At 44.2% G+C, this 22,568-nt stretch carries 27 protein-coding genes; 20 read left to right on the plus strand and 7 right to left on the minus strand.

The window, feature by feature from the left end; genetic code table 11:
• Positions 1–15: 15 nt before the first annotated feature.
• From LC1Nh_RS01715 to thsA, 5 genes are all read left to right on the plus strand, one after another.
• A complete protein-coding gene (locus LC1Nh_RS01715; RefSeq protein WP_153549980.1) occupies positions 16–369 on the plus strand; it encodes a hypothetical protein in 354 nt (117 codons plus the stop codon).
• 180 nt (positions 370–549) lie between these two features.
• Complete coding sequence (locus tag LC1Nh_RS01720; RefSeq protein WP_153549981.1) at positions 550–1,056, plus strand: mechanosensitive ion channel family protein; 507 nt, start codon at positions 550–552, stop codon at positions 1,054–1,056.
• 154 nt (positions 1,057–1,210) lie between these two features.
• Positions 1,211–2,887 carry a glutamate--tRNA ligase gene (locus tag LC1Nh_RS01725; RefSeq protein WP_256727645.1) on the plus strand — a complete coding sequence of 559 codons (1,677 nt, stop codon included), beginning with the start codon at positions 1,211–1,213 and terminating at the stop codon, positions 2,885–2,887.
• 96 nt (positions 2,888–2,983) lie between these two features.
• Positions 2,984–3,115, plus strand: a complete 132-nt coding sequence (locus LC1Nh_RS06150) for a hypothetical protein (RefSeq protein WP_256727646.1) — start codon at positions 2,984–2,986, stop codon at positions 3,113–3,115.
• Positions 3,116–3,250: 135 nt separating this feature from the next.
• Complete coding sequence (gene thsA / locus LC1Nh_RS01730) at positions 3,251–4,924, plus strand: thermosome subunit alpha (RefSeq protein ID WP_153549982.1); 1,674 nt, start codon at positions 3,251–3,253, stop codon at positions 4,922–4,924.
• A gap of 18 nt (positions 4,925–4,942) precedes the next feature.
• Here the strand turns inward: thsA and LC1Nh_RS01735 are convergent, their stop codons facing one another.
• Positions 4,943–5,353, minus strand: coding sequence for a hypothetical protein (locus tag LC1Nh_RS01735; RefSeq protein ID WP_153549983.1), 411 nt, complete (start codon positions 5,351–5,353; stop codon positions 4,943–4,945).
• Positions 5,354–5,473: 120 nt separating this feature from the next.
• Between LC1Nh_RS01735 and LC1Nh_RS01740 the strand changes: the two genes are divergently transcribed.
• The 11 genes from LC1Nh_RS01740 (at position 5,474) to LC1Nh_RS01790 (ending at position 15,101) form a co-directional block, all read left to right on the plus strand.
• The gene (locus tag LC1Nh_RS01740) at positions 5,474–6,259 is read left to right on the plus strand and encodes a hypothetical protein (protein WP_153549984.1); all 786 of its coding nucleotides are present in this window, start codon (positions 5,474–5,476) and stop codon (positions 6,257–6,259) included.
• Between the two features lie 16 nt (positions 6,260–6,275).
• Complete coding sequence (locus tag LC1Nh_RS01745) at positions 6,276–6,740, plus strand: hypothetical protein (RefSeq protein ID WP_217907068.1); 465 nt, start codon at positions 6,276–6,278, stop codon at positions 6,738–6,740.
• Between the two features lie 60 nt (positions 6,741–6,800).
• Positions 6,801–7,379 carry a hypothetical protein gene (locus LC1Nh_RS01750; protein WP_153549986.1) on the plus strand — a complete coding sequence of 193 codons (579 nt, stop codon included), beginning with the start codon at positions 6,801–6,803 and terminating at the stop codon, positions 7,377–7,379.
• An 87-nt stretch (positions 7,380–7,466) separates the two neighbouring features.
• Positions 7,467–8,123, plus strand: a complete 657-nt coding sequence (locus LC1Nh_RS01755; RefSeq protein WP_153549987.1) for a hypothetical protein — start codon at positions 7,467–7,469, stop codon at positions 8,121–8,123.
• 240 nt (positions 8,124–8,363) lie between these two features.
• Positions 8,364–8,543, plus strand: coding sequence for a hypothetical protein (locus LC1Nh_RS01760; RefSeq protein ID WP_153549988.1), 180 nt, complete (start codon positions 8,364–8,366; stop codon positions 8,541–8,543).
• A gap of 2 nt (positions 8,544–8,545) precedes the next feature.
• A complete protein-coding gene (locus LC1Nh_RS01765; RefSeq protein WP_153549989.1) occupies positions 8,546–10,258 on the plus strand; it encodes a type II/IV secretion system ATPase subunit in 1,713 nt (570 codons plus the stop codon).
• Positions 10,251–11,126, plus strand: a complete 876-nt coding sequence (locus LC1Nh_RS01770) for a type II secretion system F family protein (protein ID WP_153549990.1) — start codon at positions 10,251–10,253, stop codon at positions 11,124–11,126. The genes LC1Nh_RS01765 and LC1Nh_RS01770 overlap by 8 nt, the downstream gene beginning before the upstream one ends.
• Complete coding sequence (locus tag LC1Nh_RS01775; RefSeq protein WP_153549991.1) at positions 11,126–12,157, plus strand: type II secretion system F family protein; 1,032 nt, start codon at positions 11,126–11,128, stop codon at positions 12,155–12,157. Before LC1Nh_RS01770 ends, LC1Nh_RS01775 begins: the two co-directional genes overlap by 1 nt.
• 3 nt (positions 12,158–12,160) lie before the next feature.
• Positions 12,161–13,012: a hypothetical protein gene (locus LC1Nh_RS01780; protein ID WP_153549992.1), complete on the plus strand. Its 852-nt coding sequence runs from the start codon at positions 12,161–12,163 to the stop codon at positions 13,010–13,012.
• The gene (locus LC1Nh_RS01785; protein ID WP_153549993.1) at positions 13,006–14,784 is read left to right on the plus strand and encodes a hypothetical protein; all 1,779 of its coding nucleotides are present in this window, start codon (positions 13,006–13,008) and stop codon (positions 14,782–14,784) included. Before LC1Nh_RS01780 ends, LC1Nh_RS01785 begins: the two co-directional genes overlap by 7 nt.
• Positions 14,781–15,101, plus strand: a complete 321-nt coding sequence (locus tag LC1Nh_RS01790) for a hypothetical protein (protein ID WP_153549994.1) — start codon at positions 14,781–14,783, stop codon at positions 15,099–15,101. Before LC1Nh_RS01785 ends, LC1Nh_RS01790 begins: the two co-directional genes overlap by 4 nt.
• Here LC1Nh_RS01790 and LC1Nh_RS01795 read toward each other — a convergent pair.
• Positions 15,098–16,285, minus strand: a complete 1,188-nt coding sequence (locus LC1Nh_RS01795; protein WP_153549995.1) for a replication factor C large subunit — start codon at positions 16,283–16,285, stop codon at positions 15,098–15,100. The genes LC1Nh_RS01790 and LC1Nh_RS01795 overlap by 4 nt on opposite strands.
• Before the next feature lie 118 nt (positions 16,286–16,403).
• Positions 16,404–17,354, minus strand: coding sequence for a replication factor C small subunit (locus LC1Nh_RS01800; RefSeq protein WP_153549996.1), 951 nt, complete (start codon positions 17,352–17,354; stop codon positions 16,404–16,406).
• A 121-nt stretch (positions 17,355–17,475) separates the two neighbouring features.
• Between LC1Nh_RS01800 and LC1Nh_RS01805 the strand changes: the two genes are divergently transcribed.
• The 4 genes from LC1Nh_RS01805 to LC1Nh_RS01820 are packed head-to-tail and all read left to right on the plus strand — an operon-like array spanning position 17,476 to position 21,302.
• Complete coding sequence (locus LC1Nh_RS01805; protein WP_217907069.1) at positions 17,476–17,976, plus strand: adenylate kinase family protein; 501 nt, start codon at positions 17,476–17,478, stop codon at positions 17,974–17,976.
• Between the two features lie 39 nt (positions 17,977–18,015).
• Positions 18,016–18,795 (plus strand): hypothetical protein, encoded by a 780-nt coding sequence (locus LC1Nh_RS01810; protein WP_153549998.1) that lies wholly within the window; start codon positions 18,016–18,018, stop codon positions 18,793–18,795.
• Complete coding sequence (locus LC1Nh_RS01815) at positions 18,795–19,652, plus strand: hypothetical protein (protein ID WP_153549999.1); 858 nt, start codon at positions 18,795–18,797, stop codon at positions 19,650–19,652. Before LC1Nh_RS01810 ends, LC1Nh_RS01815 begins: the two co-directional genes overlap by 1 nt.
• A 12-nt stretch (positions 19,653–19,664) precedes the next feature.
• The gene (locus LC1Nh_RS01820) at positions 19,665–21,302 is read left to right on the plus strand and encodes a twin-arginine translocation signal domain-containing protein (RefSeq protein WP_153550000.1); all 1,638 of its coding nucleotides are present in this window, start codon (positions 19,665–19,667) and stop codon (positions 21,300–21,302) included.
• Between the two features lie 154 nt (positions 21,303–21,456).
• Here LC1Nh_RS01820 and trxA read toward each other — a convergent pair whose 3' ends face one another.
• From trxA to LC1Nh_RS01835, 4 genes are read right to left on the minus strand one after another with little or no spacing between them, the layout of a single operon-like run.
• Positions 21,457–21,771: a thioredoxin gene (gene trxA, locus LC1Nh_RS01825; protein WP_153550001.1), complete on the minus strand. Its 315-nt coding sequence runs from the start codon at positions 21,769–21,771 to the stop codon at positions 21,457–21,459.
• A 56-nt stretch (positions 21,772–21,827) separates the two neighbouring features.
• Positions 21,828–21,959: a hypothetical protein gene (locus tag LC1Nh_RS06155; RefSeq protein WP_256727647.1), complete on the minus strand. Its 132-nt coding sequence runs from the start codon at positions 21,957–21,959 to the stop codon at positions 21,828–21,830.
• Positions 21,956–22,321 (minus strand): type II toxin-antitoxin system VapC family toxin, encoded by a 366-nt coding sequence (locus tag LC1Nh_RS01830; protein ID WP_153550002.1) that lies wholly within the window; start codon positions 22,319–22,321, stop codon positions 21,956–21,958. The genes LC1Nh_RS06155 and LC1Nh_RS01830 overlap by 4 nt, the downstream gene beginning before the upstream one ends.
• Positions 22,290–22,520, minus strand: a complete 231-nt coding sequence (locus LC1Nh_RS01835; RefSeq protein WP_153550003.1) for an antitoxin VapB family protein — start codon at positions 22,518–22,520, stop codon at positions 22,290–22,292. Before LC1Nh_RS01835 ends, LC1Nh_RS01830 begins: the two co-directional genes overlap by 32 nt.
• Positions 22,521–22,568 lie beyond the last annotated feature (48 nt).

The following is a 22,568-nucleotide window of genomic DNA, read 5'->3' on the forward strand; positions in this document are numbered from 1 at the left end:
TATGGGTAAGGTATAATGGAAATCTTGGGAAGAGAAATATCGTTTACTCCGTTCAACGTGGGCTTTGTGATCGGTACTTTGTCGGTAGTCGCTATCTTCTATGTTGAGTCTTCTCTGGCAAGAAACTTCCTCGGCTTCTTGATCGGCTTAGGTTTTTCACCGGCATTCACTTCCGAAAGCTCTCATTCAAACAGATATTTTGCCCTCGCATTCGTATTTATAGCTTTTACACTCATGATTCTCGCAGGATTCCGCTGGCCACTCATCATATCATTCTTCATACTCGCAATTTCAGCTACCGTAGAGGCGGATAGCAGAGCAACCATGGAAGCAGTTAGGAAGTGCAGAGAAGAAAATCCAGGTTACTGAGGTGTTTTAGCGGTGACAGAAACTTAGATCTGGTAAACCTAGAACTGTGAACAAATACTTTATCCATATTGAATTATTTCTGGTTCTTGCACTCCGACAGAAATTTAGAATAGGCAGAAGAAAGGGTTTTAGCACAGGATAACCAAACTCATAAAACGCTTCGAGAAAAGGAAATAAATCATGGTCCTAGATCAAGCAATAAGGTTTCTAGTATTTGATTTAGGAATCAAACTAACCAAAACGGCTTTATTCTTGGGTTTCGCAGCTTTAGGCATCAGATTTGCCTCAGACATCCTCAGAAGTATTGCCAGCCGCAAGTACTCCGAGCCTGTAGTAGTTGAACTAATAGCTGATGCCTGCAAGTTTTTCATGTGGTTCTGGGCGATTCTAATCTCGCTTAGCATCTTAGGTTTCTCAGGTATCGCGACCTCCATGGGAACAGCCTCAGGTTTTGTAGCACTAGGAGTAGCTTTCGCCCTGAAAAATGTGATATCTGACACAGTAGCAGGAGCATACCTTGCTCAAGACCCGGACTTTAACTCAGGAGACAGAGTAGAAGTCGATGGAAATGAAGGAGTTATCGAAGATGTCGGTCTGAGAAAAACTCGCTTAAGACTGGAAAACGGCGATTTAAGGGTCATCAACAACTCTGATGCCGAGAAGAAGTGGACTTTGAAGTCGAATTAGACTTTTCTTCTCTTTATGAAATAGATCGTGTAGAATGCTAGAGACAGTAAAACTGCTTCCTTGAAACCTATCGGCAGAGGGATTGGCAGAATCATATTCTAAGGTTAGTCTCTGTTCCATTTAATTTAAACAGTTTTTCTCCGCAGTTCAGAGTATGGAAATCGAAGAGGTAGCTCGAAAATACGCACTTAGAAATGCTGTAGAACACGGCGGAGAATGCAACCCTGGCGCAGTAATCGGAAAAATATTCGCAGAAGAAGAATTCGAAAACAAAGGCGAAGTACAGCAAAAAGCACAGCAGGTCTGCCAAGAAGTCAACGAGCTATCACTAGAAGAACAGGAAGACGAACTGGAAAGCTACGAATTCAAGGAACAGGAAGAAGAGGAACACGACCCAGTACCAGATCTAGAAGGCGCAGAAGACGGAGAGGTAGTTCTCAGGTTCGCACCGAACCCTAATGCACCACCCCATATCGGTCACGCCCGTGGAATGGTTATCAATGGCGAACTAAAGGAGAAATACGATGGAAAACTGATCCTCAGGTTCGACGATACAGATCCACAGACCAAGAGACCGCTAAAAACAGAAGAATACGACGCGTACCAGATGCAGCAAGAAGACTTTGAATGGCTCGGCTATGAGATTGACGAGGTCAGGAAATGCTCGGAAAACTTCGACACATACATCGAATACGCTGAAGAATTAATCGAAATGGGGAAGGCCTATGTTTGTCAGTGCAGCCAGGAAGAAGGCCAGAAATACAGGAAAGAAGGAGAATCATGTCCTCACAGAGATCAGAGCGCTGAGGAAAACATGGATCTCTGGGAAGAAATGCGTAATGGCGGTCTAGGTGAAGGTGATGCTGTTCTCAAGATTAAAACTGATATGCAGCATAAAAATCCTGCTATCAGAGATTTTGTGGCATTTAGGATAATTGAAGACGCAGATCACCCGGTTACAGGCGATGAGTATCGTGTCTGGCCGATGCTTGACTTCCAGGGTGCGATTGAAGATCATGAGATGGGAACAACCCATATTTTTCGGGGTAAGGAGCTTCGAGCCTCTGCAGAAAGACAGAAGTTCATCTATGAATACTTTGGTTGGGAGTATCCTAGAGTCAATCACTGGGGTCAGGTTCAGATCTCCGGCTTTGATGCACCTGTCAGCGGATCCAAGCTAGGAGAGATGGTAGAGAATGGAGGGCTTGATGGCTGGGATGATCCAAGAGCACCAACCCTTCGAGCTCTCAGACGGAGAGGTTTCCAGCCTGAAGCGATTAGGAACTTCTTTGTGGATATGGGAGTAACTGAGAACGATGTTGAGGCCTCAGTAGAGAGCTTGGAGAAGGAAAATACGCGAGTAATTGATGCCAGTACTGAGAGAAGGTTCCTGGTTCGAGATCCTGTCGAATTAGAAGTTGAAGGAATTCCGGAAGATGTTGAAGTGGGTATTCCAAGGCATCCGGAAGAGGAGATGGGAGAGAGAACCTTCGAGCTCGAAAGAGAGAACGGAAAGATCACTGTTTTAGTTGAAGAAGATGACCTAGAAGACGGGTTTATCCGTTTGAAAGGACTGTGCAATATCCGAGTAGAAGATGGTAAAGGAGAGTTTGTTGAAGGAGACCATAAAGTCGCTCTAGAAAAGGATGGCGATATCATTCACTGGGCTCCAGAAAACGCTGATACATCGGAGGTCTACATGCCTGATGGAAGTGTTATTGAAGGTAGAATTGAGCCATCTAACTATAAAGTGGATGAGCTGTACCAGTTTGAGCGTTTTGGATTTGTCAGGTGTGATGAGGAGAATGTTTTCTATTACGGACATCAGTGACTCAAAGGTAGTACCGATGTTATGAACATGCTTTCCTCCACACATTTCTTTATACCGTGGACCTCAGCAATACTGAAGTAGGAGGGGAGTATATCTTTGAACGATGCTCGGCTAGGGCTTTGCGTAATCTGCGGAAGTCGTGTTCATTCTGGCGAAAGTCATGTTGAAGCCATAGAAGGCTACTGCCACAGAACCTGTTTGGCAACCACAGACATAATCAAAGCCTGAACAAAAAAACACACTTCCTCTTTTTCCCTTTTTCTTAACACAGAAACTCAGGTAACTATCTCAAAAAACCACAAAGCTCCAAATGGTTTTTAATATTTTTACATACATCAACAAAAACAGGTGAAAAATAATTCTATGGCAGGACTAGGTGGACAACCGGTCTTCATAATGTCTGAAGACGCGGAACGGCAAACTGGCGAAGACGCACAAGAAAACAATATCAACGCATGCAAAAGCGTGGCAAAAGCAGTAAGAACCACTCTTGGACCGAAAGGAATGGACAAGATGATGGTAAACAGCGTAGGAGACCTCGTAGTCACAAATGACGGTGTAACAATACTAGATGAAATGGATCTCGATCATCCAGCAGCTAAAATGATGGTTGAGGTCGCAGAAACACAGGAAGAAGAAGTAGGCGACGGAACCACAACAGCAGTAGTTCTAGCAGGAGAACTTTTGAAACAATCCGAAGATCTTCTCGATCAGGAGATCCACCCAACTGTCATCACCAAAGGATACAGACTAGCACGAGAAAAAAGCAACGAAGTACTAGACGACATCGCAGAAGAAGTAGACCTCTCAGACGACGAAGTACTACAGAGAGTAGCAATGACAGCAATGACAGGAAAAAGTGCAGAAACAGCAAGAGACTACCTGGCCGACATCGCAGTTCAAGCAGTCAAAGGCGTAGCAGAAGAAAGAGAAAACAAGTTCGTCGTCGACAGAGACATGATCAAACTAGAGAAAAACGAAGGAGCATCCGTAGAAGACACAGAACTAGTAAACGGCGTAATCCTGAACAAAGAGAAAGTTCACGGCGGAATGCCGGAAAAAGTAGACGAAGCAAAAATTGCACTACTCGACTCACCGATCGAAGTAAGAGAAACAGAGACAGATGCAGAAATCAACATCTCCGACCCAGGACAGATGAAGAACTTCGTCGAACAGGAAGAAGAACAACTCAAGGAAATGGTAGAATCCATTGACCAAGCAGGAGCAAATGTAGTCCTCTGCCAGAAAGGCATCGACGACATGGCACAACACTTCCTTGCTAAGAAAGGAATCTACGCAGTAAGAAGAGTAAGCAGCGGCGATATGGACAAACTAGCCAAAGCCACTGATGCAAACATCGTAACAAGCATCAACGAAATAGAAAGCAGCGACCTAGGAAACGCAGGAACAGTCGAACAGAGAAAAGTAGGCGGCGACTCCATGACCTTCGTACAAGACTGCCCAGAAGCCAAATCAGTCTCCATCCTCATCAGAGGAGGAACAGAACACGTAGTAGACGAAATAGAAAGAGCAATGGAGGACGCAATCGGCGGAGTCTCCTCAGCACTGAGAAACGGCAGAGTAGTCGGAGGTGGAGGAGCCACAGAAGTAGAACTAGCACAAGAACTCCGTGACTACGCAGACAGCGTAGGAGGACGAGAACAGCTGGCGATCAACGCCTTTGCAGATGCACTGGAAATCATCCCAAGAACTCTGGCAGAAAATGCAGGATTTGACCCAATCGACACACTAGTCGACCTCAGAAATAAGCACGACGACGGAGAAACCTGGAGTGGTATCAATGTCACCTCAGGCAAATCCGAGAAACTATTCGATGAAGGGGTTGTCGAGCCACAGCAGACAAAGACACAGGCAGTCTCATCAGCTAGTGAAGCCGCAGAGATGATCCTCAGAATCGACGATGTCATCAGCGCCTCTGGAATGGGCGACGATGACGGAGCCGGCGGCCCGCCTGCAGGAGGCCCTCCAGGTGGACCAGGTGGTGGAATGCCAGGTGGCATGGGAGGAATGATGTAATTCCTTCTTTCTTTCCTGCTATTTTTCTAAAGTTACATATTGGAAGTCTTCTTTTCTGGGTATTCCCATAGGTAATTCATCTATCTTCCAGTATCCTTCCACCCAACTGGCGGAATAAGAATCGGCTCTGAAATATTCAGGGTGTTGAAAGTCTCTGGTGAGGGTTGTATCACTATATCCTGTCTTTTCTGCCCATGTGTCTTCTATTTCGTCTTCTGGGACTGAGATGTCTAGTACGATTTTAGTTTCGCCAGTTACTCCTCTTGGATTTGTTCCTGCATATTCTGCTGCATCTGAAAAATCTCCGCTGAACCATAAGTAGCGTGTTTGTGCTTCTGCATCTTTGGTTCTGGCTTTTATTGTTCCATCGGCTTCCAGAGCTCTAAATGCTTCATGGCTGGTGCCAGAAAAGAGTTGTTTCCAAGACATAGTAACTGATTTTAGGGCTGCTCTTTAAGTTCTTAAGTTATAATAATCTGGTTGGATTGACCATGCCTTATTTATACCGGGAGCGGGAATTTTTGGGTATAACGAGGTTTTGAGAAAATTATGTCTGATGATGAGGTTGAGCTTGGTGGTAAGCAGGGTGCCGGTGATGATTATGAGGTTGTTCCGGTTGGCCCTTTGAGGAAACTTGAGAGAAGAGTTGATGAGCTGCAGGAGCAGAATCAGCAAGGCGGTGGTTCCGGTGGTGCTGATGATGAACTGGTTCGTGATGTTTTGGATATCATGAAGTCGAATCAGAAAATCGTCAATGACATGACTGAGTCAACTCACGAGCTCAAAAACTCGGTTGAAGACCTGACTCATAAGATGGATGAGGTCGTTGATAATATGAATAATTTCATGGATCTCTTGACCGAGGCTTCTGAGATGGATATGGAAGGTGAGATGGTTGGTGATATGGAAGGTCGTATCGCTGAGGCTATTGGATCTAAGATGGATGATGTTGCTCAGGATATGAAGCAATCGAATCAGGAAGTAGTCGAGCATTTAAACGATATTAATGATAGTTTGAGGAAGAGTTATGCTTCTCAGAACAAGGATGGCTTGGTTTCCCGGTCTCGTGATCAGAATGTTGGAGGTCAACAGGTTCAGTCTAGTTCGCAGCCTCAGCCGCAATCTCAGTCTCAGAGACAATCTCGGTCACAGTCTCAGGGCATGGATGGCGGTCAGTCAAGTCCTCAGCAGTCAATGGGCGATCAGGGTCGTGATTCTATAGGTAAAAACCGTTCACGTCAGCAAGGCAATGATTTAGATCTTGGTTCCGATAATTCAGATCGAATGGATAGGCTGAGAGAAAGATTTAACAAGACAGGAAAAAATGAAGAGTAAAGGCGTTTCACCTGTTGTGGCTACTGTATTACTTGTTGGTATAGCTATTGCTTCTGTTTCCTCTGCTGCCATAGTTCTTCAAGGAACTTTAACTGATATCCAGGGTAATGTTGAGGACTGGATTGGGCAGGAGGATAGGGAAGAGTCTACGAAGATCAGTGTAGATTACGGCTATAATCAAAGTGATTATCTGCTTGTTGACCTGAGGAATACAGGCTCTTCATCCATAGAAATCGTAGAGGATGGCGGTACTTCGCTAAACATGTATCTTGAGGGGGTGCCGGAAGACTGGAGCTTTGTATCAGGAAGCCCATACGAGTCTCAGAGCACGGTGATACTCGATCCGTCCGCTACATTGACGCTTAACACTACTGAAAAATTCCCGGTTGAAGGAGAGAGTGTTGAAGTCGAGTTTGCAGGTCCTTATGAAACATCAACAACCTATATCTGCTTCAACGAAAACGGTGCCTGTGAGAGCTGAAGCACTTAGCTAGAACCTATTTAAATCAGGTTTATACAAATAATACGTAAGAGGTATATTATGTTTAAACAGAGCAAGGGTATAACGCCCGTAATCGCGATCGTGCTACTACTACTCGTCACCGTAGGCGCAGTAGGAGTAGTATACACACAGTTCCAAAACATAGCAGACCAGGGAGACACGCAGTTCAGCACAGACGCTAAAAACACCGAAGTCTCTCTAGTCTCAATCAGTGAGAACTCAGACAACAATGACTCCATGCAGTTGACATGGACAAACAAGCAGGACTCAGTAGAGATCAACCAGACAGAGATGCTTGAAATGACTTTCATCCCAGAAGATGGAGAGTCAGGTGTGCTTTTCCAGCAGGTAGAAACAGGAAGCTTCAACTCGCTTGATGTAGCAAGCAGTGATTTCCCATCTGGAGCATCCTCAACGCCTCAGATAGAATGTTTCAATGAAGAGGCTATTGCTGAAGAAGATCATCTGGTGACGACAGGAGAGACAGTTACCTGTGACACCAATGTCAAGTTCCCTGGTGCAACTGAGAGTATTTCAGTTGTTGTCAATGTCAAAGGTGGAGACAAGTCTTGGACTTACGAGTGTTCGCCTTCCACATCTAGCAGTCAGACCTGTTAGATAGGTAGGTTGCTCGAGCCCCCATCTTTTCTCTTCTTTCTTTTTTCCCTCTTGTTTTATATTCTCAGATATTTGAATTGGTTTTACATGAAGGGTCAAACACAGGCTGTAACTGCTGTTCTAATCACTGGCGTCATTGTAGGAGGAATTGCTTCGGCTTATGTATGGGGTGTTCCCCTGATTGAGAAGAGGCAAAGTCAGTCCGAGCTTCAATCAGTGGAGTCAAGCTCCGAGCAGCTCTTGGAAACGATTAGATCTGTCTCTAATGAAGGAAGTCAGAGCAGCAGTGAAGTTGATTTCTCTTTAAATAATGGACGGGTTGAGGTGAACTCGGAAGAAAACTATATTGATATCATAACTTTCTCAGACTCCTCAAATTATCCTAAAGGGTCTTGGAGTCTTCTTGAAGGTAGCAGCCGACAGGGTCTTTCCTTCGGCGCAGGTAAATACGCGTTAAGAGGTGAGGATTCCTCAGGTGTTCTCGCAGTGAAGGCACGGAAAGGAGGTAACTCTCTTATCAGGTACAGGGTTGAGTTCAGAAACCTCAGGACTGATACTGTTTCTGGCTCCGAGTTAAGACTGGTGGATTTACAGGTTTCGGGAGCTGATGAGGCATCTGGCGATGTAACGGTTGAATTAACGAATAAAGGCGAAGAAGTGGACTCAGGTGACGACAGCTTCACCTTGTCAAGCGGCGATGAACTGGTAAGGAGAAGAACTGTAGTGGAGGTCGATCTGAGGTGATTCACAATTAAAGGACAGAACCTTGCTGTTGAAACCGTCTTTACATTTGGCCTTGGGCTTGTAGCAGCCATAGGAATAATAGCTCTGTTCAATAACTACAGGGCGGGCGCCCTAGACTCAGTTGAGCCTGATCAAGCAGAAATAATTTCATCAGATCTAAAAACGGGTTTAAACACGGTTTCCCAGACAGGAACCTCGCCTAACAGCAGTTTTTACTATGATGAAAAGTTTCCTGAAAGATTGGCAGGAAATCAGTATGTTTTAAGACTGGAAGGCGATAGAATACTGGTTGAGTCGGGAGGAGAAACTTACTCTACGCCGCTGACAGGGTTTAAGGATTATGATTTGTCGGGAAGTATTCGAGGTGGAGAGGCAACTATTTTCAAGAGAGGAAACAATATTAAACTGAGGTCGTCCTGAAAATGCCTAATGCTAACTTGTTAAATATAATTGGAAATCTCAGGAAGGTTAAGCATCCTGAGGCATTTGAGAAGAAGGAAGAGGAGAGCGATGTTGATGAGGGTGAAGGAATCGAACTCCCATCGCCTGGAGAGTTCAAGGAGGAGTATGTTGAAGAGACAACGGACGATGAAGATTTAACCGATGTCGATATCACTTATCCATTGGTGCCTGCTGACCCTGATGAAGGTGAGATGGTGTATGCCTGGGCACATATCCACTGGAATGAAAGAGAAGGAGAGCTCGTCTACGAAGTCGTCGAACCTGAAAGAACACCGGAACTGGATCAAAAGATTGAACACATAACCGACATAATGGAGAGATCATTTGACATCGACTTCAACCAGTTAGAGGGCGGTGAAGCCGACGAATACCTGACAGAGAAAATAGACATGATAGTAGACAAATACGATATATCACTTACAGATGAGCAGAGAGAAGTTGTCAGGTACTACACTAAAAGAGACTTTGCTGGACTAGGAAAACTTCAACCATTGATGAACGATACAGAGGTTGAAGATATCTCCTGCGACGGAGTAGACATTCCTGTATACGCATACCACAGAAACCCGCAGTACGGATCAGTTAAAACAAATATCGAATGGCACAGCCAAGACGAACTGGACAGCTTCGTTATGAAACTGGCACAGAGGTGTGGTAGAAGCATATCCGTCTCAAGCCCGCTTCTCGACGGTTCGTTACCCGACGGTTCTCGTGTACAGGCAACGCTCGCAACAGATATTGCTAGAAAAGGTTCAAACTTTACTATAAGACGTTTCACAGAAGATCCATTGACTCCGATCCACATGATGGACTATGAGACGGAGAACGCTCAGATGCTGTCTTATCTTTGGACTTTGGTAGAACATGGAAAATCTACGCTTGTATGTGGAACAACAGGAGCAGGAAAGACCTCTCAGTTGAATGCTCTTTCGCTTTTTATCCGTCCTGAGAAGAAGATTGTCTCGATTGAGGATACACCGGAGCTGCGTCTTCCTCATGATCACTGGGTGCCGGAGGTTGCCCGTTCAGGTTTCGGAAGCAGTGCTGAGTCTGGTGGGGAAGTATCTATGGACAATCTATTGAAGGAGTCTCTGCGTCAGCGTCCAGAATACATTATTGTTGGTGAGGTTCGTGGTGAGGAAGCCTATATCCTGTTCCAGCAGATGGCTACAGGTCACACAGGGCTCTCAACTATCCACGCTGACAGCCTTGAGATGCTTATGGATCGCCTCACAACAGATCCTATTAATCTTTCCGGAAGCCTTATTGAGACTCTGGACTGTATAATGCTTATTAAGAGGATTAGAAGGGATGGAAGTTATATCCGTCGTATCACCGGGCTTTATGAGGTTCTTGGTTACGATAAGAGGAGAGGTATTGATTCTAACAAGGTGTTTGGCTGGGATCCGCAGAATGATCAGTACAGGACTGAGAACAAGTCTGTCCTGCTTAAGGATATTGCTGATCAGTCTGGTATCGATTATTCGAAGATTAAAAGAGATCTTAGGAACAAGCAGCATGTTTTGAACTACATGCAGGAGGAGCAGATCAAGCATTACCGTGAGGTTGGAGATATCATCTCGAGATATTACAGTGATCCTAAATCAGTGATGGAGGATGTTGGGCAAACATTTAATTCTCAAGATGACGAATTAGAAGTCAAGGATGCTTGAAGATTACTCTGATTTCTGCTACGAAGCAGTAGGTAGCATAGCCTTAAAGTATATAGACAACTTTGAAGGCTTAAGAAGACAGTTATCCAAGGCTAACATAGAGATAACCTTGCCAGAGTATGTAAGCATGATGTTTTTCACATCAGCCGCGGTTGCGGTAGGCTCCCTCCTGTTCTTTGGATTAATTTTTACCTTGTCCATGGGACTACCCGGACTGGTGTTTGCGTTTGTTTTAACAATGATACTGGGCTCTTTTTCTGCTGCAGCGTTTTATCTCTATCCGGGTATAATGATGAAGAGCAGAGCATCTAAAATCAGGGATACCTTACCTTTCGCCACAATGTATCTTTCAACCTTGGCAGGTACAGGAACTTCACTTCCTGAGATCTTCAAGAACCTGGCAGAAGTAGATGAATACGGTGAAGTATCCAAAGAGGCGGAGAAAATTTCAAGAGACATAGAAACATTTGGAATGGATGCAGGTGAAGCAATGGAGAGAGCAGCAAACAGAACACCGAGCGAGGATTTCAAAGAGCTTGTATGGGGAATAAACCATGTTATAACTACTGGAGGATCTTTGAAGCAGTTTTTACAACAGAGATCTGAGCGCTTGATGGAAGACTACCGTAGAAGAGTTGAGGAATTCTCGGAGCAGCTTTCATTGCTTGTTGAAATGTATATAACTGTTATAATCGTAGGTTCGATTATTTTCACTTCCATGACGGCTGTAATAAGCTCTTTCTCCTCCAGTATATCGCCCAGTCTCTTGGTTAATATACAGGTTGTAGCAGTATTCTTTGGAATCCCTATGATTTCGGCAATGTTCATAATACTGGTTGATGGCATGTCACCAGGAGGTATAAGATAATGGACTTCTTCACAGACGACGAGTACGAACCAGGCTACTCGATAGAGCAGAAGGTAATCTACGGATCCCTAGGCATAGGCGGAGGAATAACGATCACAGGGATGATGATATACTTCCTAGGCTCTGTAAGGGTTGGAGGAGCCCTACTAATACTTGGAATGATAGCTGGTCTCCTTCCGTACGGCGTCCTAAGCTTCCTGAAAAACCGGGCGGTCAGAGAAATGGAGAACCAGTTCCCATCATTCCTGAACGACCTAGCAGAATCAAAGAGGGGAGGTATGACGATACTGAAAGCCTTCGAATCAGCTAAGGACACCGACTACGGAAGACTGAACTCCGAGGTCGAAAAAGTACATACAGACCTCACATGGGGAATACCTTTCCCAGAAGTAATGGAAAGATTCTCAAAAAGAATGAAAGCAAGCCCTGTAATCCAGGAATCTCTCTCCATCATTATCCAGAGCTTTCAGAGCGGAGGAAACATCACAGACACAATCGAGTCCGTAGCAGAAAATGCTTCCGACCTAAAAGAAGTACTACAGAGCAAGAGATCCCAGCTTAAGCAACAGCTCTTCATAATGTATATTATCTACTTCCTGTTTATAGGGATTACAATAGGAATCTATGTCATGCTTTCACAGCTTCTCGGACTTGGAAGTCAGGAAGCTGGGGCACTTCAGGGAATAGGAGAAGTCTTGGGTGGTGACGGAGGGTCGGCAGGACCGACAAACTTCTGCGGAAAAGATATTCTAGCCGCCAGACCTTTCTGCTCAACAGCCAAGATATTCGGATTCATACCCACTAATATCACAGATCTTGGTAGCAGCTACGCCACCAAGTACGCTTACGGAAAGATGGCATACTACAAATCGCTGCTTTTCACCATGCTCATGGTTCAAGGAATGTGTACCGCAGCAGTATCAGGACAGATAAGCGAGGGAAGCCCTTCAGCAGGAGTAAAACACGCAATCATAATGATGCCAATAGCGTTCATAGTATTCATGCTGGTCCTAAGACCTATGGGGGTGTAGAAAATGCCTTCAACTAAGGGACAGTCCACAATCGAATTCCTCGGAGGAATGTTCATAGTAATACTGGCATTGGTAGCCGCCCTGTCAGCCAACTCCGGTAAAATACCTGAGTTTGAGTCAAGCGTCGAACAATCCGCCAGAAACATGGAGATATACTCGCTTACAGAAAAAATACTGAGCAAACCAGGATACCATACTAATGGAACGGGGGGTACAGAGTGGGAAGACAATATATCCCATACCTCGGAGTTTGGACTGGCTAAAGACTACCTCGTTCTAGAAAAAGAGAAAATCGATGCACTGCAAACCACCGGCGATTCAAGCTTCAACTACAGCCAGTTCAAAAAAGTTACAGGAGCTGACAACCAGTACCACTTCACATTCATCTGGCAGCCAATAGTTGAAACATCAAACTCATTCACCAGAACAGAACCTGAAAACGGTATAGACGAGCCCGGCACCACAGGAAATCCGGACCCACTTTACTCCCAAGCTGAAAACAGGGTGCACTACGGAAACTTCACAATACAAGCACAGACCTACTGGTTCCTGGTAACAGCCCATGACGGAGTTTACAACACTACAAGAATCTCCACAGACAAGGACTTTGACTCTGAGTTGACACTAGGAACAGGAGACACATACAGTTTAGCAGGTACAGAATTTGAACTTCAGCGGTTCCAAAACCGGGAAAGAAAGCCTGGAGCCGCAGTAGTACTCTCAAATGAGCTTAAATCCTTCGGACCATCATCAGAAAACGTAGATCAAAGTGTAACCAAACTCAACCGCTACGCTGTCCTTGAAGAGCCTTTAACAGATTCTGAGCCAATAAGAATTGAGGTATTATCATGGTAAAGAAAAAAGGACTAGGATATTCGATCGAGGCAATTGTAGCGATTGCAACAGTTTTCATATTCATCTTTGGCGCTGTCAACGTACCTCAAGGACAGGACTGGAACAGCTTCAGAAGCCAGGTATCTGCCAACGACTTAACATACACTCTTCAAGAAGCAGGATACATAAACCATGCTTTAAGAAACGGCGAGACAGGATCTATCCAGACAGCTTTCTCAACTATAACAGAGAGAGACGTAGAGGTATCAGGATTGGTCTCCAACCTTCCAATAAACGATAACCGCGTAGCTTTCCACGTAGTTAACTCAGACAGGTACAATCAAAACCTGGATGAAGTTGAATCAAGCGATAAATGTGAAGGGGATTTAGAAGAGATAAAATCCAGGTCAGATCAACCTGTTCTAAGATCTGAAGGAGGATTAGAGAACAACCGTCTCTACATAGGTGATCTAGATCCTCAGATAAGCGGAGGTAACTCTGAACAGGACTACGACTCGGTATGGGTCGACAACGGTACAAAATGCCAGTTCTCTAACAGCGAGGGACCTTTCAACATTGAAGAGATTTTCAAATGGGATAACAACTACTATGATATTAAATCAATTGAATCTGACAAGTTAAGGATCTACAATGCTACACAGCCAGTCAGATTTAGGGACATGTTCGATCGTGATGTTAACAGTGTTAAGACGTTTACTTCTGTTGATACTGTTAACTTTACCCGTCTCGACAGAAGAAGCTATGATACTGCAGTCATAAGAAGAGAGGAAGCAGTTCAAGAGATCGACACTGATACCGATAAGAGGGAAAAGTTTGAAAACTTCCTGAAACAGGGATCAGCTCTAATTTTAGCTAATCTGTCAAGCAGCAGTTTTGAAAACGGTGACTTCCTAGATGATACCGGGTTTGAATACGTTGATGTCTCATATCAGGGTTCCTATGATGGAGACTCGGCAGAATCAGGTTTTGATTCAAGTACGTCCGCTCAAGAAGCACAAACCAGTTTCCTGGGCTTGGAGGGAGAAGAAGACAATCTGGAGATGGCTCCTTCAACCAAGGTCATATCTGACACTGAGAGAACACTGGAATCTGGAAAGGCACTGGTTAAATCCTCTAAGCTCTACGACTTCAGCGAGTGGAACAGGGAAAAACAGAACATGAACTCTGTAACTCCAGAGGAGGTAGAAGGAAAGCCTGACAGCAAATGCCTAGACAATAAACCAGAGGCATTGACAGAGGCAGTCTTCGACTTCCCGGATTTTGATTACAACGTGTTGAACGCGGAACTAGGTACATCCGATAGTTACTGCAACAACAATAACGTCAGAGCGGTAAAGGTTGACCTAGATCGTGATGGAGACTACTTAGATGAGAATGAAGGTCCGTTCCTGAACGGTGATCAAATCACTATAGATAACAGAGTCTACAACCTGAACATTACAGTATACGACCCTGATCCGAATATAGGCTGCGACCAAGAAGGAGGCTGCGTAAGTTTCGAATACCGAGGAGATGAAAAAGTCGAAGTCATTCCTAGGAGAAGATCTCTCAAAAACCTGCCCTCCGGAGGAAAAATAGCCTTAACCTCATACAGACAGAATTATGACGCTGAAAGCTTGAAGGCGATTGTATCTACTATTTACTGGCTTAGAGGCAGCCAAACAAGTTTCACAGGGCAGAAAACTCCGGGCGAAACATCTACGAAAACCTACTCAAGCATCAAAGAGGAAACATATCTTCCATACGAAATAAACTTCAGGTGGGGTCAGTGAATAAAGGACAGTTCATGATCATATCCGTAATAATAGCAAGCCTCATCACCATAAGCCTAGCAGCAACCATATCACAGATCCAGCTACAGAGACACAATGTAGAAGAAACCTCGCTTCATACAAACAAAATAGAGACGGAAATAGAGAAAATAACAGCCGATGGCGTAATAACAACTAAAGAGGAAAGAAACTTCAGAAAACTACTGGGATACATCGACAACTACGAGACAGAACCGGTATTCAACCACTCAGGTCCATGCATCAAAGTAAAAATGCGGTCCACAGACCGCAGAATAGAAACAGAATGCATCAACTAGAAGCCATGGATAAACTCAACTTCCTCATCCTCCAGCTCCAACTGACCCTGAAGACCATCATAATGATCAAGGAAATCACCAAACATAGGAAGAGAAGACTTCACATCCCTCTGCGACATATGCAGCTTCTCACCCATCTTTGAAGAAATACTGTCAAGCTTGTTCCTAGCAGCTCTCGAACTTCCCATCCTCTGAATCTTCGACGGATATTGATACTTCGTCCAACCACTGTACTTCTCATCCTTCGCCAACGCTACACCAACTGTAGAAAACTGGAAAACATACTTCATCAACTTCCAGTTCATCCTCTTCCTAATCCTGCCATTGAACAGATCTGCCTCCGAAATCCAATAATAAGCACGAGCCAAATCCTCACTCCTCTGATACTCTCGAGGAGCATTCTCCCTGATCCACTGCAAAAAAGTATCCGCATCCTCATCCAAATTCTGCGTAGCCTGATTAGCAGTTGACGCAGTAGAAGTCTTAAACACGATTTTCAAAGCATCAAAGATATCCTGCCGATCGTCACGAGAAGCCTGCTGCTTAACATCCTCAACAGTCAACTTCTCCCTTCCAAGCGCCAATGCTTGTAAGTCGTTAATCGCTGACCGCATCTGTCCGCCAGCACTCCTGGCAATCCTCTTCGGAGCACCATCCTCATAATCAATACCTTCGTTGTCTAGTATTTCACGGAGATGAGCAGCAATACTGTTAGTATGTACGGAATCCAGTTTAATTTCCTTTGCTCGGTTCCTCAAAGATCGGATACTTTGATCATACGCATCGTTTGCTGTCATGATTACCGGGAAGCGTGAATTATCTACTATGTTTCCAATTTCCTTGACGCCACCTCTATCCGAGTTGCCAGACATGCCGTCAACTTCGTCGATCAGTATCAGTTTTTTGCCGCCGTAGAAAGATTGCTGAAGAGTAGCCTCTTTCAACTCTTCCTTTAATTTTTTCTTGGTTCTTACATCGGAAGCATTCGTCTCAACGAGTTCATAACCTACATCGTTCGCAAGAGCTTCAACAAGAGAGGTCTTACCGGTTCCTGCCTGTCCATGAAGCAGTACAGGTTTATCTCCCTGTTCCCAGTCTTCTATCCATTCCTGAAGTTCTTTTTTCTCACTGGATGCTCCTCTGTACTCATCCAGCGTTTCCGGCCTATATTTCTGTACCCACATGGTGTTATACTCAACTCGAAAATCTTTGATTTTCTGCGTTCCCAGAAACTCCAGAAGGAGTTTCGTCAATCACGCAATAAGCCACGCTTCGGCGGCTTTCAGGTTTTGAAGTTTCATTTTAATTATGTTCCAGGTCTGCCATTTTGGCGAGGAAAGCTTCTATCTGGATGTCTGCACTTCCGCCTTCGCTGATTCTGAATTCGAACTCGCCCAGGTTTTCGATTATTTCTAGTTTGGCTCTTTCTGAGATGTCGAGGTCGAAAATCTCTCGGTGAACGGAGTCTATCACATCCTGTCCATCCAGTCCTCTGTCAATCATAAGGTCGGCTAGTGTGTCTCTGGCGTCCATGAAGTTGCCGCTGAGAGAGTCGTCCAGGATTTCTCTGATTTCGTCCGGCCTTAGACTGGCTGCGATACCGTAAATATCATCTTCCTCGATCTCATCATTGTTGATCGAAGCAGTCTGCAGAATGTTTGTGACTCTCCTGAGGTCGCCTTCTGCGACCCGCATAACTGCTTCAACGGCTTCTTCGGAGATTTTGAAGTCTTCATCTTCACCAAGCCTTGTAATATAGTTTTTGACATCGCTCTCTTCCAAACGATTGAATCTGAATACTGCGCATCTGGACTGAATAGGATCAATAATCTTTGAAGAATAGTTACAGGATAGAATAAATCTGCAGTTATCCGAAAACTGCTCCATAGTTCTTCTCAAGGCTTGCTGAGCATCTGAAGTAAGAGCATCGGCCTCGTCAAGGAAGATTATCTTGTAATCAGCTCCGATACTTTTGGTCCGAGCGAAGTTCTTGATCTTTTCTCTTACAACATCGATACCTCTCTCATCGGAAGCATTGGTCTCCATAAAGTTCTGCTTCCATTCATCACCATACAAGTCTTTGGCGAGTGCGATTGCTGATGTTGTTTTTCCCGTTCCCGCTGGGCCTGCGAACAGCATGTGTGGTACTTCGTCGTTTTCCACGAATGCTTCAAGTCTGTCTACAATGTTTTCCTGTCCGACAACTTCGCTCAGTGTATCCGGTCTATGTTTTTCCGTCCAGACATCTATCATCTGAGATTCACCTCAGCTGATGGTCTCTGGAACGAGAAAACTCGTTTTAGGTTCCAGACATCTATCATGAAAAATCAGTCTGGTTTCAAGCTTTTATGCCCTCCGACTCCAAAATGTATTTGTGAAGATAACGCTTACGGGGACGCCTGGAACAGGGAAAACAACTGTCTCAGATAAACTTGCTGAACGAGGATATGATGTAGTTCATCTCACCCGGTATTTTGAGGAGAATGATATAGGTGAGGAGAAAGCCGGTGAGCGAGAGGTAAGAATCGGTCAGATGGTTGACTCGCTTGAATCTGAGGAGTTCCCTGAGGATGTTGTGATTGAAGGTCATCTATCACATCACTTCCCGTCAGATGCCTGTGTTGTTCTGAGATGCCGACCCGATATGCTTGAGGAAAGGCTTTCCAGCAGAGATTACTCGGATAGAAAAATTGAGGAAAATGTTGAAGCTGAAAAACTAGATATTGTATTATCTGAAGCAGTTCAGAACCAGGAAACTGTTATTGAAGTAGATACGACAGGGAAGACAGTTGAATCGACTATTAAAGAAATTTTAAACAGTCTTAGTAGGGAAGAAAGTGATTATGGCGGTGTAGACTGGACAGAGTTCATATAGTCTGAAAACTTAAATTCTAAGGCAGTCCACACTGTAACCGTGGGGTCTTCAAAAGGACAGTCAGCAGTAGAGTACTTAACAACCTACGGATGGATGGTTCTAGTCCTAACTGTAGCGGGATCGGCAGTTTTTACTACGGTCTCGCCAGGCTGCCAGGTAAGTGTTCAAGCAGGACCCGCCAGCTCTTTAACTGCCTCAGAATCAGGTCTTGAAGAAGGCAACACTCTTTCAGTTATCTTACGTAATTCTGAGTCATCTCTGATTGAAATCCGCTCGGTAAAACTCGAAGGACGCCAAGAATCAGCAAAAAACACGCAAATACCGGTCGGAGAAGAGAAAAAATACGAAGTAACCTCGGTTAAACCTTCTGGAGAATGCCAAGAATACGACATGACCTTAGCATACAGTACACAGAACTTACCAAACCTTGAGCAAAAATTCACGGTCAGAGGCAAATTCACTCTTCCTCAGATAATAGTAGAAAAGCTGTTTGTTGCTGGAGACACTATAGAAGAGATTGAGACACGCGAAACTGTTCTGCCGACAGGAAACAATACAATGTGCTTCGGAGACGACTGCGGGACCACTGAAGGAGGAGAATTAACAGGCTCAGAACAATACCTGAATATCTCCGGCGACTCAATGCAAGGACCACTCAACACAGACGCATTAAATGCTAACTGCTACGGCGATCTATGCAGCTCAACTCAGACCAGTGACCTAGGATATGTAAGCAGCCAAAACAATACACTAAATGGAACACTTAATGTCACGGAAGTTAAACCAATACAAAATCTTTGTGTAGGAGGAACATGCTAATGAAAAAAGCAATAATGATTTTAGCACTGATAATATGCGTATACACTGCTACTGCAGATATGGAATTCCGATCCAGCACGCCTATAGATGTCTACAGCCAATTCAACATGCATAACAATCAAATAACAAACCTTCAAAACCCTGGGGCAGACTCACACGCGCTAAACCTTGGATACGCTAACGAAAAATACCTTCAAAGAAACGGAGACAGCATAGACGGCAACCTCGACATGCAAAACAACAGAATACTAAACTTGCCAACTCCAGCATCCGGGACAGATCCAGCAACCAAAAACTATGTCGATACTCAGGTAACATCAACACCACAATCACTATCTCAAGTGCTCGAAGAAGAAAACACAGCCAATCAGAGCATCGATATGGATCAAAACCGTATAAGAAACCTGGCACAGCCAAAAACCAGCAACGACTCAGTAACACTTGGATACGCCAACAACGCGTACCTTCAAAGAAATGGAGACAGCATAGACGGAAACCTCGACATGAAAGGAAACTCCATCAACAACATCGGAGAAATAACCGGAAACAACAACATAAACAACAGCATACAATTCAAATCAAACAGCATAAACTTCAATCAGGATGGAGCAGGAACAATACTTAAACTCCAAGAAACAGGGCAAATCAACGCCACAAACTCCAGGATTACAAATCTGAAAGACCCAAGCAATCCACAGGACGCAGCAACACAAAGCTATGTACAAAGCTACTCCAAAACCAACGACCAATACATAGGAAACAATAAGACACACCAAGTAGGCGGCAACATCAACATGACAGACCAAAACATCACCACAAACACCCAAAACCGGATATGCACAGGCAACCAATGCTAAAAAACTGATACTATGACAGACGAAATCCAAGAAATAGTAGACGACCAAGAAAAAGCAGACAAACTACAGCAAATAATAGAGAAAAAAGTCCAAAAAGAAGTACAAAAAACAGTAAAAAACCTGAAACAATCAGAAGAGTCCAAAGAAAAAACAGAAAACAGTTCAGAAGAAGTTTCAAGACGCTCATTCTTAAAGAAACTGGGAGCAGGAGCAATCGGCCTAGGAGCGGCCTCACTACTACCCTCCGCATCAGCATACAAAGTCAAAAGCGGTCACGGCTTCGATGTAACATCAGACGGAACAGAATACTTCGATGTCGACCCTAGCGGAAAAGTCAAAGTCAAAAACGCAGCCCTACAAATTGACACAGGACAGTCAATTGAAGACAACAACGGAACCAAAGCCATAAACCTCCTAGGAAACGGCAGCGTTGAGATTCCGATCGGAAACCTCCGCCTCAACAAAGGACAGTTCATTGAAGACGGAAACGGCACAGAAAGAATAGCAATTGACCCAAGCGCAGGATTTGGCACTCATATATACAACGACGATGGTAAATTTGCATTTAGAGCAGTAGGAAACTTTGGACAAGCAATCTACGCAAGAAGCAACGAACCAGTAAGAATCCAAGACAACGAAGGAGACTTTACAGCCGTCAAATATGACACCGACACAAGTGCTGGCGTGCTGAAAACACCGAACGCCGGAATAGTAGCACAAGACAACGGAACACCATCATCAGGAGCAGGTCTAGAATTAACATACACACAAAATAACGATGGACGTGTAACAGCATACGATAGAAATAACAACAACTACATTCCACTCTACCTACGAGGCTCAAGAATTGACTTCTCTGATACCCCTGCCAACCTCCGCCTCGCCACGGGACAGAGTATCGAGGATGGTTCTGGTACTGCACGGTTGGATCTCCACAATTATGGCACTGATATTAACAGCGAAGAGGGTTCAACAGGGATTCGCTTCGCTGAGGGAGAAGATACATTCTTTAGAGTGTTCGGATCTAAACTTGAGGTTGATGATAATAACGGTGGCTTCATTGCCCTCCAATACACCACGTCATCCAGTGCACCTGGAACGTTGGAATTGAAGAATGCCAATCTCGACGCTGGGGGGAACGATATTACGAATGCTGGTTCGGTCAGTGCAGAGGAAATAGGTGCTGAACGGCATTTAGCTGAAGGGTTTGATGGGGCTGATCCTGATTCGCGTCTCGATGCTGCTCTATCAAATGCATCTGATGGTGATGTAATCTACCTTGAAAATGCTGAATACAGTGAGGTTAGGTCAATATCAGTGAGGGTCTCTCTCATTGGAACGGGGGGAATGGGGGGGGCTGGTACTACCATTAGTGCCGATTGGACGCTTTCTGGTATAGGGTCAATATTAGAGGCAGTCTCTCTATCAGGAGGGACTATAACGATCAATGGAGTTGCATCAAGAGTCGAAAACATTTATGGGTCAACATCTCAATCAGTAACTGTGGATGCCGACTATGTTGGTATTTACAATTGTTATAATGTTGATGTAACATTCCAAAGTAATACAAATGGCGGGATGGCAGATGGTCTCCGTAATTCAACAACACCAACTGATAATGGGTCCAACACAATTGGAGATGTATCATAGTGACAAACGCCGAGTAGATATTTCATATGGTTAGAGAAGATTAGTTATTTTTTGCCCTGGTTTTGTTCTTTCTGTTTGTTTTGGTGGTTGCTTTTGTGTGAGGGTGTTGGTAGAGAAATGGTAGAGAGAAAAAAATGACTGGGTAAATATTTGCTTATCTAGTATTCTCTTGGATCCAACTTTCCAGTTTTTGTTTTGGCATTGCTCCGCTTTTCCTTGCTATTTCTTCCCCATTTTTCATTATGAGTAGTGTGGGTAGTGCTCTGACACCTAACTGTGTGCCGAGGTCGTCGTGTTCTTCCATGTCAACTTTTCCGAAGTTTACTTCTTCTATTTCTTCGGAGACTTCCTCGTATACTGGTGCTAGTTTTTTGCATGGTCCGCACCATTCTGCCCAGAAGTCGATGACCCAGTATTCTTCAGAGTTTTGAACTTCTTCCATCTTCTCGGAATCTATTTCTGTTGGCATATGCTTTGATCAGTTGGACAGGCTTAAGAAAAACTTGGTGAAGAAAAGGTAAGCCCTTATTCTGCATCAATTTTGTAGTCTCTCATCTTGAATTCTTCTCTTTCCTTCATTAACTGTTCTTTTACTTCTCCTATTTCTGGGTAGGAGCTGGAGAAGTCGGATAAATCTTGATTTTCTGATTCTGTCATAGTTTGTAGTTAATGGTGTCTATTTCGAGTTTTTGGAAGTCTGTGTCTCGTGTAACCAGTTTTCTACCCGCGTTTTTAGCTTGCGCTGCAATCAGGTAGTCTATTTCTCCGATTTTCTCTCCTTTTCTGGAGAGTTTTCTGTACATTTCTGCAGCCACTTCCCCGTCTTCTGAGGTTAAATCAAAGATCTTATTCTGCTCAAGTTCTTTTCTGTTGAAATCAGAAATTTTAGATAACTCATAGAGTACTGTGCTTCCAGTAGTTATGGAGCTGGCTTTTTCCATTATTTCTACTGCTTTTTCTTCGCCTTTGAAGAGGTCTATCAGGAAGCTAGTGTCCGCGAAGTAATGTTTCTCTGTCATCGTCTTCTTCACTTCTTTCTCTTTCTTCTTTCAGTTCTTCAAAACTTGTTTCTATTCCTTTTCCTACAATGTTCTCGAACTTCTGGTTCTTGTCTTCTGTAAGCTCCAGTATCACATCTGAGAAGCTCTTATTGTCATCTTTCAGAGCCTTCAGTCTGGAATATGCTTCATCTTTTACGGATATAGTCCTGGAACCCATGTTCTGTGTATGTGTACCAATATTGATAAATCTTTTCTATGGAAAAAG

It is taken from the genome of Candidatus Nanohalobium constans (genome assembly GCF_009617975.1).
GTDB classification, from domain to species: Archaea; Nanohalarchaeota; Nanosalinia; order Nanosalinales; family Nanosalinaceae; genus Nanohalobium; species Nanohalobium constans.